Below are 11,333 nucleotides of genomic sequence, written 5' to 3' on the forward strand. Positions count from 1 at the left end.
TCGCGGGTGCGGGTGGAGGGTGAGGGGTCGGATGGTACGGCTGATCTGTTGGCGTCGGCGGAGATCGATGGGAGCCGTATCGGGGAGTGGGGGCCTGGTCGTTGTCTGGAGATGGATCGTGAGATCGCGGGGGTGATCGCGCGGTGGGAGGCGGTGCGGTTGCTGGTGCGGGCGCAGTTCGCGCGGGGCCGGCCGGTGGAGGCCGCGGGTTCGTCGGCGTCGCGGGGGCGGGGTGGGCCGGTGGGTGGCGCGGGGGAGGGTGCGGATGGGTCGCCGCGGATGTTCGCGGCGTTCGCGGGTGATGAGCTGTCGTTGGTGGCGAATGTGGCGGCGACGCAGGGGTGTCGGGAGCTGGCGTTCGCGGAGCGGTGTGTGCGCCGGTTGCCGGAGGCGGTGGTGGCCTTGGCGCAGGGTGTGTTGGATGTGGGTCGGGTGGCGGCATTGGATCGGTTTACGGTGAATCTGGCGGATGGTCACGCCAGGGAGGTTCTCGGGCCGGTCCTGGGCAACGGGGGCGGCCGTCGTACGCACAGGGCGTTCGGTGCGGCGGTGAGCCGGCGGGTCGCGAAGGTCGATCCGGACGGGGCGGATCGGCGGCGGCGTAAGGCGGAGAAGAAGCGGGGCGTGGCGTTGCATCCGGAGGCCGATGGGATGGGCCGTCTGTCGGCGTTGTTGCCGGCGGAGCAGGCGCTGGCGGCGTTCACACGGATCGATGAGCTCGCGAAGCAGGCCGACGACCAAGTCGACGATCAGGGGAACGCCCAGACGGGTGGGCAGGGGAACGGCCAGGCGGATGGCCGGCGGGGTGATCAGAGGGACGGTCGGGGGGATGCTGAAGGGCGGGAGAAGCGGAGTCTCGCTCAGCGTCGGGCGGATGTGCTGTTCGACCTGCTGATGGGGCGTGACCGGGGCCGGGTCAACGTCGAGATGCAGGTGATCGTTCCGTTCGAGACGTTGATGGGTCTGGCGCAGCATCCGGGCGAGGTGCCGGGTTACGGTCCGATTCCCGCGGAGATCGTGCGTGAGATGGCTGCCGACGTGGGGTGCACGTGGCGGCGGGTGCTGACTGCCCCGAAGCGGGGGCAGGTCCTGGATGTGGGTGATCGCCGGTTTCCGTCGGCTCCGCTGGCCCGGTATGTCCGGGCTCGGAACACGACGTGTGTCTTCCCGACGTGCGACCTTCCCGCCACGTCCTGCGATCTTGATCACACGCGGGGGTCGGCGCGGGGCGGCCGGACCGAGCCGGGGAATCTGGGACCGCAGTGCCGGGCGCATCACCGTCTGAAGCATCAGGCGGATCGGATGCCTGCCGGTGCGGGGAAGAGATGGGATCTCCGCCAGCCGGAGCCCGGGCATTTCGTGTGGACGACCCCCGAGGAGCAGGTGTATCACGTGTATCCGGAGACGTACGCCGATTTTTAACCGGGAGAACGAGCCGATGCCCCGAACCGCGGTCGCAGTCCGCCACGTCCCCTTCGAGGACCTCGGAATACTCGGCCCGCTCCTCACACAGCACGGCTACCAGACCCGGTATGTCGATGCCGGTATCGATCCGATAGCAGAACCAGAACTCGTCGACGCCGACCTGCTTGTCGTTCTTGGCGGGCCCATCGGCGTGGGCGATGTCGCGCGGTACCCGTTTCTCGCCGATGAGATCCAGGCGCTCGGCGGGCGACTGGCGCTGGAACGCCCCACCCTCGGGGTATGTCTGGGCGCACAGCTTGTCGCCCGGGCGTTGGGAGCCCAGGTCACGTCGACCGGTCAGGTGGAGATCGGGTACGCGCCGCTGACCCTGACCCGGGCGGGGGAGGAGTCCGTGCTCGGCGCGCTCGGGGATGTTCCGGTTCTGCACTGGCACGGCGATCAGTTCACGATTCCCGCTGGCGCGAGGCACCTTGCGCAGACGCCCGGTTTTCCGTACCAGGCCTTCGAATGGGGAAACGCGGTCCTGGGGTTGCAGTTCCATCTTGAGGCCGACCACAGCCAGCTCGAGCGATGGTTGATCGGGCACGCCCATGAGCTCGCCGCGCACCGGCTGGATCCGCACACGCTTCGCGCCGCCGCGCAGCGGCATGGTCCGGACCTTGCGGTCCGGTCCCGGCGGGTGTTCCACGCATGGCTCGACCAGGTGGTCGTGGTATCCCGCTGAGATGTGGGAGACGGCGGTGTGAGCAGCCGCGAATCGCCTGGGTCAGGGTGCGGCCACCGTGGCGCCACGGCGGGCGTTGTAGACGACGGCATCCTTGCGACTGCCGTACTCGGCGAAGACGGCCAGCGCCTCGTCCCGCAGAATGTCGGTACGTACGGTGATGCCGCGGCGCTCGAACTGCTGGGCCCAGTCGTCGCGCATCGGGCCCTCGTCGAAGCCGGTGAGCGTCTCGACCTCCTCGCCTTCACCGGCGATGGTGAGCATCTGGACGCCGGACCACATGACCGCGCCGTAGCACATGACGCAGGGCCGCCAGTTGACCACGATCTCGACCGGGTCGCCCGTGGCACTGAGATCCCATGAGCCGAGCCGGGCCTGCGCGAAGGAGAGCGCTGTGACCTCGGCGTGCATGGTCGACAGTCCGGTGGCCAGGACGAGGTTCACCCCGGCCGCGTGGATCTGTCCGGTGGCCGGGTTGGCGACCACCGCCGCGAACGGTCCGCCGTGTCCCTCGACGTGGTTACGGGCCGCAAGTCGCAGGGCGAGGCGCATCCGGTCCTCGACGTCGGGAAGTGCGGCGCCGACAGCATCGACCTCGTCGTCGACCCAGCTGGGCAACGGGATGTCGAGAGCGGCGACCGGGCCCGCGCCGGCAGATGCCGGCGGTTCGACGGAACGGGAGTGCGTCATACGCGGGAAGCCCTTCGACGGTCTGGTGGGAGCCGGGTGGCGCCCTGATGGCTCGATGGCCTCGACGGGGACGGGACGAGGTTGTCGGGAGATGGGCGGAACTGGTTCAGGCGGTGAAGAAATGGGACAGGCCAAGCGCGCGCAGGCCCCGCCGGTAGGCGACGGAACTGCGGTCCGCGGGAATGTTCACCTCGATCCGGGGGTCCAGGGGAAGGTTCTCGGGGCGTTGTGCCTCGACGATGGTCCGGTCCTCGGCGAAGATCCGCACGTTGAAGTCGTAGATGTCCTGCGCGGGCTGGTCGGTGGCAAAGTTCTTCGCGATCGGCGCGAACATCCTGGTCTGGCGGGCGGAGACCGGAGAGGCGGCATTCATGATCGAAAGTCGGCCGTCGTCGGGGAAGTGCACGACGAGGGTGGCGGTGAACGGCAGATGGGCGTCGAAGCGGCGCAGCCAGCGGAACCCGGGCGGCGCGGTCAGTCCGCTGCCGTGGGGGAAGTTCGCGACCGTGCTCCAGTAGTCGGCGGTGAAGCCGTGCTCAGTGGGGGTCGACGTGTACTCGGGTACCTCGGTGTTGTCCGGGTCGGCGAAGCTGCCGGCGTGCACGAACGCGAAGTGCGCGACGTCGAGGAAGCCCTCGACCTGGCGGCCGGCGAAGGCGGCCAGATCGAAACTGGGACATGTCACGCGTTGGAATCCCGGATCGTCCCAGTGCGGCATGTGTGGGATGACGGGGATGGCTCGCCCCGGGGCGGTTGCGCCGGTGTGGGTGTCGCCGGGGAGAGGCCGGTCGGAGTCGGGGCGCAGGCAGGTCCAGATCAGCCCGTAGCGTTCCTCGGCCGGGCAGGTCGCCAGGGCCATCCGCGCCGGGATCTTCGCGGCTGGATGCGCGGGGATGGCCACGCAGGCACCGTCGGCGCCGAAGCGCAGCCCGTGGTAGGCGCAGGCAACGGTATGGCCGTCACCCACGCCCATGCTCAGCGGCACCCCGCGGTGCGGGCACAGGTCGCGGGCGACGACCACCTGACTGCCGGCTCGGTAGATGACCAACTGCTCGTCGAGCAGGCGTACCGCGACCGGCTGGTCACCGACCTCCCGGGACAGCGCGACCGGGTACCAGTGCCGGGCAAGGATCGCCCAGTCGTCCGGATCGAAGGAACAGTCGCTGGGGGGCGCCGCCAGCGCGGCGCGGATGTCTGACATCGATACCTCGAGGGGCGTGGGCGAGTGCCTGGGCGCGCAGGCGAAGAACAGCCATCCTGCCCCGGGCGACGCCGCTGGTCGGCGCCGCCACGGTGCGGGGCCCGGTCGACTGTCCTCGGTTGGATGTCGATCGGCTGGGCGTCAACGGTGTCAGGCGCCGTGCGCGATTCGCCCCCGGACCCAGGCACGCCGGTGGACCTGCCGGCGTACGTCGAGGTGACGGTCTCCGCTCATTCCCAGCGCATCTCCCCTGCCCTCGCCGCTGCTGCTCCCTCGCCGATGGGATCTCCCGCCGTCTGGCTCGTTGGCGGACGACCGCGTGAAGCTGGCTCGCCCACTGTCCGCCGATGCCGTTACGGGCTGGTGGCGGCCGTCGAACATCGGCGTATCGGGAGCGTGCGGCGATGGGGGGCTCAGGGGCTCAGGGGCGGCGTCGGTGTGGCGTGTGGCCTCGTGTCCGGTGGCGACGAGCCGTCGACGAAGTGGGCGATCGTGCGCAGCGCGGCGATGGTGTCAGGATGGTCGGGCAGAACGTTGGGCCAGGTGTGCGGCAGACCAGGCATGATCCTGGTTGCTACCGGTACCCGAGCCTGCGCCAACGCGGATGCCATGCGGATCGTGTCGTCGAGCAGGACCTCGTCGGAGCTCGCGAACAGCAGCGTCGGGGGAAAACCGGTGACGTCGCCCAGAACGGGCGAAGCCAGCGGGTCGTCCGGGTGATGACCTTGAAGGTACTGGTCGGCGGCTTCGCGGGCGGACGCGAGGGAGAACATCCGGTCGTGGGCGGCCCGGGACCGGTAGCTCGGCGCGGTGCGGTGCAGGTCCAGCCATGCCGAGATCAGGACCAGGCCGCGTGGCGGGGTCGTGCCGGCGCGGCCAGTCGGCCGAACCAGGATCGCTGTCTCTCACCGACAACTACGACCTGCCCACGGTGGACCCGACCCGCACGTACGACCTCGGTATGGCCTCGGCACCGGTGTTCGACGCCGATCACCGGGTGCTCGTCGCCATCACCGCGTCGGGCTTCTCGCCGGGTCTGTCCGGACGGGAGGTCCTCGACATCGGTGCGCGCGTGCGTGCCTGCGCCACCATTGTCACCAAGCAGACCCGCGGACGCCTCGCCACCTGAGTCTCCGGCTGCCCGACCAGCCTCAGACCCGCCGCCTGCCCGAACCTCCGCGTCAGCGCGCGTCTCCGCGCTCCGCGGGCTTCGCTGTGTCCGTGGCGTCCGTGGCGTCCGTGGCGTCCGTGGCGTCCGTGGCGTCCGTGGCGTCCGTGGCGTCCGTGGTGGTCGTCGGGTCCGCGGGCTCCGCGGTGTCCGGGTTCTCGGCGTTGGCGGTGGCTGCCGCCTCGAAGCCCGCCTCAGCTTCCCCCCGGGCCTGTTCCACCGCCTGGCGGTAGGCCTCCTCACGCAGCTGCGAGATCATGTCCATCGATCACACTCCTCCGAAGAGCTTTTCGTAGTCGACACGATGGCCCCGCTTCTCCAGCTCCGGGATGACCTTCGTGCCGAGCAGTTCGATGCTGCGCAGCACCTTCTCATGCGGCAACGTGCCGAACTGGGTGTAGCACAGTAACTGGTCGACACCGGCCTGCTCGTACCGGAGAATTTTTTCCAGGCACTCCTCTGGCGTCCCGATGATGACCATATCCTGCTCGGTGTAGGACCGGATGTCGATGTCGCCGCGAATGGTGGGCTCCAGCAGTGGAAAGACCTGCGCTTTTTCCTCGGCCGACAGATGTGCGAGTTCCCATTCGAGGGTGAACTCGGCGAGGTTCTGGTACCACCAGCGGACCGAGTCCCACAGGCCGTAGCGGGCGGCCTCCTCGGGGTCATCCGTGCAGTGCACGAGCGTGTAGGCGCCGACCCGGTCGTTCGCGAAGGCCGGCAGCGGGGTGATGCATTCCGCCTGTCCGCGCCGGTAGGTCGCGATGTGCTCGGCCATTTTCGACACCGGCTGCATCAGGGCGAAGAACAACAGGCCAAGGCCGAGCCGGCCCGCGTTGAACGCGGACGTCTCACTCGCCGTGGCGAGCCAGGCCGGCGGATGCGGGTCCTGGTAGGGCCGGGGAGTGATGAACCGTTCCGGAAAGTCGATGCTCGGTGACTTCCAGGACAGCTTCTCGTTCGTCCAGGCGGCGATGACGAACTCGAACGCCTCCTGCCACAGTTCACGCGACCGGTCGTCCGCCGGCACGCCGAAGGCGAGCTGCTCGTTCGGGGTGGAACGCCCGGTGCCCCACTCCAGTCTGTTGTTCGGCTTTCTTCTGGCCGTGCGGGAAGGGCTCCGGGTATGGCCCGATCTTGGGTTGGAACTCGTACAGCAGGTCCAGTTTCATGTGTTTGTCCTCGCGATCAGCTCAGCGGGAACCGGGACGGGCGGCGGCGACACGTCGGTCACCGGGCGCATCAGGTGGATTGACCGGTCGCGGCCAGGTAGGTCGTCTCGGAGAACTCGGCTGCGTCGCCGGGCCGTAGCCCCCACAGCGACTGGATGGTCGCGCCGCCGTCGACGACGAGGGTCTGCCCGGTGATCCGTTCGGCGAGGCCGCTGGACAGGAACAGCGCGGCGTTCGCGACATCGTGCGCGCGGGGTGCGGCCAGCGGGTTGATGCCGTTCACCGCGTACTCGCCGGGCGGCTGTTCCTCGTTGCCGCCACCGACGTTGCCGGGGGCCACGGTGTTGACCCGGATGCCGTAGCGGCCCAGTTCGTCGGCGAAGGTCCGGGCGAGGGAGAGCACGCCGGCCTTGGCCGCGCCGTAGGCCGCGTGGTAGGCGGAGGCGGTGATCCCGTCGACCGAGGAGATCGCGAGGAGGGAGCCGCCGGAACCCTGGCTGATCATCTGCCGGCTGACAGCCTGGAACAGGTAAAAGACCTGGGAAAGATTTTCCCGGATCGTCTCGTCCCAGACCTCGTGGCTCAACTGCTCGACGTTGCCCCAGCTGGCACGGCCGATGATGTCGACGCAGACATCGATTCCGCCGAGCCCACGCACCGTCTCGGCGACGGCCCGCTCGACCTCGGCCGGCACCGTCATGTCCGCGATGACGGGGATCGCCGTCGCGCCGGTCTTCTCGATCTCGGTGGCGATCTCGGTCGCTCGTCCCTCGTGGATGTCCACGCAGGCCACGCTGGCGCCGGCCGCGGCGAGGGCGAGCGCGGTGAACCGGCCATGACCTGCTCGTTGTGGGATGTAGCCGGCTCCGCTGACCAGGGCGCGCTTTCCGGTCAAGCCCAGATCGATCACTTTCATCCTCCTTGGCGCCGGCCTTCGTGGCGCCGGACCGGTGCGGCTTCGCCGACGCGGGAATGTCGGTCAAAGTTTCGCTAGGACGAAAATTCTTCGCATATGAGGCTAGGTGAGGTGCATCACCCCTGTCAACGCCGCCCGCGTACGCATGGAGGTCGACCAGGACGGAACCCGTTCGTGACCCGAGCGGCGATCTTCGCCGTGGGGTCCGCCTCCGTGATCGTGCCGCTCCACATCGGCGAGATCGCCCCGCCGGACGTCCGCGGTGGACTGGTCTCGCTGAACCAGTTGTCCGTCACGGTCGGCTGGTATCGCGAACTGGCTGGTGAACTTCGTGGCGGGGATCAGCTATCTGACGCTGCTGTCATCCATTGGACGCTCCGCCACGTTCTTCCTGTACGCCGGGATCGCGATCATGTCGGTGGTCTTTATGCGGCTGCGTGTACCGGAGGCCCACGGTCGTTCCCTTTCGGAGGTCGAGGCGGAACTGCACGCGTGCCCGGTCGCCGCCGCGGCTCCGGCGCTGACTTCCGAGCCGACTTCCGCCTCGGTTTCGAGGGGTCGGGCGCGGGCCAGCGGCGACCGCGATGCGCACTGACGACGGATAGGACTCCTGAACGGCCGTTATCGGTGCGCGCAGGATCGGCTGCTCGACAACCTGGGCCTGGTGGCCGAAAGAAGCTGATTCGGGAACCGGTCATCCGGGGTGGTGTCGGAACCGGCGGGTTAATGCTGTCGCGCAGTCGTGTCCTCGACATTTGCGCAGCACTTCGCGCATTTCTTCCTGGTGTTGTTCCAGGGAGGGCTTCTCTGGGTTATGTTTTTCCCGCACCACCCCACCGAGAAAGTGACCAAGAAAAGAAGGAGATCGGAATGGCGCAGGCCGAGCAGGAGCAGCAGCGGCAGCAGGTCGAGCAGCAGCTGCGGCAGAACTGGCGGCAGGTTCGCTACAACATCCTGGACCAGTTCGGTCAGGTCAGCACCGCGGACCTCGACGCGGCGACCGACATCAACGACCTGATTGCCCGGATTGCGGACAAGGCCAACCACAGCGAGCGTTACGTGGAGAACCGTCTGCGTGAGCTTGTTGGCGTGGGTGTCGGCGTCAACATCGGCCGTAACCTCGGCAACGACCGCATCGGTGCCGGCCAGCAGAACCGGCCGTTCGGCGCTCAGTGATTCATCCGGAAACCGGCCCGGCCTGACGTGACGGGTCGTGCTCCGCGGCGAGCAAGCTGCCGCGGAGGGGCCTGGCTTCCGGAGAACATGTAATGCGACTGCCCCGGTCTGCGCGTCCCGTGAGGGACGTCAGCCGGGGCAGTCGTGCGTTGGGGGCTATGAGCTGGGGACGGGCTCGTCTGCCGCCTGAGCTGTGCCGCCGACGCGCAGCGAGTTCACGATGGCGCGCCACCGGTCGACCGTCTGGTCGAGAATCTGGATGTCGAAGCTGGTGGCCGCGCGGAACTCCAGAACTTCCACTCCCTGCGCGCCGGCCTCGTACGCGTAGGTCACCCCGGCCCGAATGAAGAACCCCTCACCGGCGTGCAGCCTGCGAGATCCCATGATTATCTCACCCGACACGACGTAGTACAGGCAGTCGACATTGTGGGTGTGTCGCGGCAGTCGGAAGCCCGGGTTGAAGGAAACGTGCACGAGGCTGAACCCCTCGGGCCCGGTGCCCCGGTATAAAACCGAGAGCTTGCTGGCGTTCGAATATGGTCCGAAATCGACTTCCTCGGCGATAGCCGGATCGAGGGCCGCAGAGCTCATCATTCCTTCGTCATCCAGGGATGGCGCGTCAGCTGCGCTGAAGAAAACCATCTTGCGAGCTTCCTGGGTGTCTGGCACTGATTCCTCCTGTGGTCACCGTTTCGGGCCGCAACGACCCGGGTGTCGAGCGCGACGCTCCTGGGCATGCCGCGCCCGTGAGTGAAGTGGGCCGAAAGGGATGTGAACGGACGGCGGGATGGACTGCTGTCCCAGACATTGCGGCATACGCCGGACGCAGTCAAGGATGCCTGGGTGCCCCACTTTGACGGCCGCCGGTCGGGCGACACGGTCGCCGATCCTTATGGGCAGTTCGGGCGGATTGTTCCCTTGGCGGCGCTGTCGGCGTCGCCGACCATTCGCCCCCCGCTTCTCTGGTGCCCGTCTGATCACGTCGGGTGCTGCTCGCGAGCCCGCTCGGGCGGGATGGGCGGGGCCGGTATGGTTGTCCGACCATGCCAGAAGGTCACACTGTGCACCGGCTTGCCGCCGCGCACCGGCGGATGTTCCAGGGCCACACCGTGCGTGCGATGAGTCCGCAGGGTCGTTTCGCCGCCGGCGCGCATCGTCTGGATGGGCAGATCCTCACCGGTGCCGAGGCGTTGGGAAAGCACCTGCTGCTCGGCTTCGGTGGCTTCTACGACGCCGCCGGCCCCGGGCCCACGACAGAGCAGGAGTCCACGGCCGAGCAGGAGCCCGAGGCTGAAAACGGGGCCGTGCACCGAGCCGAGGTCGGTGGGATCGGTGAATCGGCGTTCGTCCTACATGTGCATCTCGGGATCTATGGCACCTGGTCGCTGGGTGCGGGGCCCCTGCCGGCGCCGACCGGAGCGGTCCGGCTGCGGCTGTCCACCGCCGGCGGCGTGGGCGACGGAGGCTGCGGGGGCGGCAGGGGCGACGGAGACGGCCCGGGTGGCGGGGACGGTGCCGCGGGGGTGGTGGCGTACGCGGACCTGCGCGGACCCAACGCCTGCGAGCTGCTCGAACCGGGGGAGATCAGGGCGCTGCGCGACCGGCTCGGTCCGGACCCGCTGCGGGGCGACGCGGACCCGGATCGGGCGTACCGGCGGATCGTCCGTAGTCGTACCCCGATCGCCACCCTGCTGATGGACCAGTCGGTCATCGCGGGGCCGGGCAACATCTACCGGGCCGAGGTGCTGTTCCGGGCGGGGGTCGCGCCGATGCTGCCCGGGCGGGACGTCTCGGCGTCGCTGTGGTCGGCGATCTGGGCGGATCTGGTGGTCCTGATGGCCGAGGGTGTGCGCACCGGACGCATTGACACCGTCCGGGCGGAGCACACCCCGGAGGCGATGGGACGGGCACCGCGGGTCGACGACCACGGCGGCGAGGTGTACGTCTACCGCCGCGCGGGGCTGCCCTGCCTGGTCTGCGCGACCGAGGTGCGCATGCGGACGCTCGCCGGACGCAACCTGTTCTGGTGCCCGGGCTGCCAGCCGGCTACCGCGCTCAGTACGGTTCGATGATCAGCTGCTGCCATCCGCTGATCTGCTCGGCGGTGGCACCGTGCGAGCGCAGGAATCCGGCCACCCCGCCCTCGGCGGCCTCGACGACGTCCAGGACGCCGTGGATCGCCCGAGGGTCGATCTTGAACGGGGTGCGGGGTGGGCTGTCCGCCCCGCTGTCCGTGCCGCTGGCGGCGGCGCGCCGCATCAGGTGCTGGTAGGCCGGATTCCGCGCCAGGGCCGCGCGGACCCGGTCGAGACGTTCGCCGGTGGCCAGGTAGTCGGCGATGATCGCCGACCGTTCGACGCCGGCCACTGACAGCAGCACCGCCACCGTGATGCCGGTGCGGTCCTTCCCCGCGGCGCAGTGCAGCAGGGTCGGGGTGTGTTCGCCGTCCACGAGGAACGCGAGGATGCGGGCGAGCCCGGGCCCGGCGTTGTCGAGCATCAGGGCGTACATCGCCGAGTAGTCGCCGCGGACCTGGTCGGCCAGGGCGTCGGCGTTGGACAGCGCGGTCAGGTCGGCCAGCGGTTCGTGCAGCCAGGTGATGCCGAGCCGCGGGAACCACTCGGCGGCCCGCGGGCTCTCGAACGGCGCGCGCAGATCGACGACGCCGCGTAGCGCGACGTCCTCGCCCAGCACGGCGATGTCCTCGGCGGTGAGCGCGTCGAGATTGTCGCCGCGCAGCAGCACCCGCCGCCGCACGGTGCCCCCCGCCGCGGGCAGACCACCAAGATCTCGGACGTTGTGGGCGCCGACCAGATCAATCCATCCGGGCACATACTGCGCAGCGGTCACGGAGAAGGACG

The 11,333-nt window shown here is 69.0% G+C and carries 15 protein-coding genes and 1 pseudogene; 7 read left to right on the top strand and 9 right to left on the bottom strand.

Annotation, left to right across the window (positions count from 1 at the left end; translation table 11 throughout):
* Positions 1 to 111 precede the first annotated feature (111 nt).
* Positions 112 to 1,422: an HNH endonuclease signature motif containing protein gene (locus MXD61_RS24945; RefSeq protein WP_248815854.1), complete on the top strand. Its 1,311-nt coding sequence runs from the start codon at positions 112 to 114 to the stop codon at positions 1,420 to 1,422.
* A 16-nt stretch (positions 1,423 to 1,438) separates the two neighbouring features.
* Complete coding sequence (locus MXD61_RS24950; protein ID WP_248815855.1) at positions 1,439 to 2,149, top strand: glutamine amidotransferase; 711 nt, start codon at positions 1,439 to 1,441, stop codon at positions 2,147 to 2,149.
* A gap of 42 nt (positions 2,150 to 2,191) precedes the next feature.
* On the opposite strand, the gene MXD61_RS24955 is transcribed toward MXD61_RS24950, so the two are convergent.
* The 3 genes from MXD61_RS24955 to MXD61_RS24965 all read right to left on the bottom strand — a co-directional run bounded on the left by MXD61_RS24955 (position 2,192) and on the right by MXD61_RS24965 (position 4,936).
* Positions 2,192 to 2,839: a nucleoside deaminase gene (locus MXD61_RS24955; protein ID WP_248815856.1), complete on the bottom strand. Its 648-nt coding sequence runs from the start codon at positions 2,837 to 2,839 to the stop codon at positions 2,192 to 2,194.
* 106 nt (positions 2,840 to 2,945) lie between these two features.
* Positions 2,946 to 4,040 carry an aromatic ring-hydroxylating dioxygenase subunit alpha gene (locus MXD61_RS24960; protein ID WP_248815857.1) on the bottom strand — a complete coding sequence of 365 codons (1,095 nt, stop codon included), beginning with the start codon at positions 4,038 to 4,040 and terminating at the stop codon, positions 2,946 to 2,948.
* A gap of 413 nt (positions 4,041 to 4,453) precedes the next feature.
* Entirely contained in the window at positions 4,454 to 4,936 is a 483-nt protein-coding gene (locus MXD61_RS24965; protein WP_308222846.1) for an alpha/beta hydrolase fold domain-containing protein, read from the bottom strand.
* Here MXD61_RS24965 and MXD61_RS24970 point away from each other — a divergent pair.
* The gene (locus MXD61_RS24970; RefSeq protein ID WP_248815858.1) at positions 4,894 to 5,169 is read left to right on the top strand and encodes a hypothetical protein; all 276 of its coding nucleotides are present in this window, start codon (positions 4,894 to 4,896) and stop codon (positions 5,167 to 5,169) included. The genes MXD61_RS24965 and MXD61_RS24970 overlap by 43 nt on opposite strands.
* Positions 5,170 to 5,221: 52 nt before the next feature.
* On the opposite strand, the gene MXD61_RS24975 is transcribed toward MXD61_RS24970, so the two are convergent.
* The 4 genes from MXD61_RS24975 to MXD61_RS24990 all read right to left on the bottom strand — a co-directional run bounded on the left by MXD61_RS24975 (position 5,222) and on the right by MXD61_RS24990 (position 7,290).
* The gene (locus MXD61_RS24975; RefSeq protein ID WP_248815859.1) at positions 5,222 to 5,473 is read right to left on the bottom strand and encodes a hypothetical protein; all 252 of its coding nucleotides are present in this window, start codon (positions 5,471 to 5,473) and stop codon (positions 5,222 to 5,224) included.
* 3 nt (positions 5,474 to 5,476) lie between these two features.
* A complete protein-coding gene (locus MXD61_RS24980) occupies positions 5,477 to 6,238 on the bottom strand; it encodes an LLM class flavin-dependent oxidoreductase (protein WP_248815860.1) in 762 nt (253 codons plus the stop codon).
* Positions 6,213 to 6,380: a hypothetical protein gene (locus MXD61_RS24985; RefSeq protein ID WP_248815861.1), complete on the bottom strand. Its 168-nt coding sequence runs from the start codon at positions 6,378 to 6,380 to the stop codon at positions 6,213 to 6,215. Before MXD61_RS24985 ends, MXD61_RS24980 begins: the two co-directional genes overlap by 26 nt.
* A gap of 70 nt (positions 6,381 to 6,450) precedes the next feature.
* A complete protein-coding gene (locus MXD61_RS24990; RefSeq protein WP_248815862.1) occupies positions 6,451 to 7,290 on the bottom strand; it encodes an SDR family NAD(P)-dependent oxidoreductase in 840 nt (279 codons plus the stop codon).
* Positions 7,291 to 7,491: 201 nt separating this feature from the next.
* On the opposite strand from MXD61_RS24990, the pseudogene MXD61_RS29035 reads away from it, so the two are divergent.
* The 3 genes and pseudogenes from MXD61_RS29035 to MXD61_RS25000 all read left to right on the top strand — a co-directional run.
* A pseudogene (locus tag MXD61_RS29035) lies at positions 7,492 to 7,599 on the top strand (MFS transporter); the annotation flags it as partial.
* A 19-nt stretch (positions 7,600 to 7,618) separates the two neighbouring features.
* Positions 7,619 to 7,891 (top strand): MFS transporter, encoded by a 273-nt coding sequence (locus MXD61_RS24995; protein ID WP_248815863.1) that lies wholly within the window; start codon positions 7,619 to 7,621, stop codon positions 7,889 to 7,891.
* Between the two features lie 275 nt (positions 7,892 to 8,166).
* Positions 8,167 to 8,472: a hypothetical protein gene (locus MXD61_RS25000; protein WP_163550812.1), complete on the top strand. Its 306-nt coding sequence runs from the start codon at positions 8,167 to 8,169 to the stop codon at positions 8,470 to 8,472.
* Between the two features lie 156 nt (positions 8,473 to 8,628).
* On the opposite strand, the gene MXD61_RS25005 is transcribed toward MXD61_RS25000, so the two are convergent.
* Positions 8,629 to 9,141, bottom strand: a complete 513-nt coding sequence (locus tag MXD61_RS25005; RefSeq protein ID WP_248815864.1) for a cupin domain-containing protein — start codon at positions 9,139 to 9,141, stop codon at positions 8,629 to 8,631.
* A gap of 374 nt (positions 9,142 to 9,515) precedes the next feature.
* Between MXD61_RS25005 and MXD61_RS25010 the strand changes: the two genes are divergently transcribed.
* Positions 9,516 to 10,544 (top strand): zinc finger domain-containing protein, encoded by a 1,029-nt coding sequence (locus MXD61_RS25010; RefSeq protein ID WP_248815865.1) that lies wholly within the window; start codon positions 9,516 to 9,518, stop codon positions 10,542 to 10,544.
* On the opposite strand, the gene MXD61_RS25015 is transcribed toward MXD61_RS25010, so the two are convergent.
* On the bottom strand, positions 10,528 to 11,322 hold the full coding sequence (locus tag MXD61_RS25015) for a tyrosine-protein phosphatase (protein WP_248815866.1): 795 nt from the start codon (positions 11,320 to 11,322) through the stop codon (positions 10,528 to 10,530). The genes MXD61_RS25010 and MXD61_RS25015 overlap by 17 nt on opposite strands.
* Between the last annotated feature and the right edge of the window lie 11 nt (positions 11,323 to 11,333).

It is taken from the genome of Frankia sp. AgPm24 (genome assembly GCF_023243055.1).
In the GTDB taxonomy this organism is placed as follows: domain Bacteria; phylum Actinomycetota; class Actinomycetes; order Frankiales; family Frankiaceae; genus Frankia; species Frankia umida.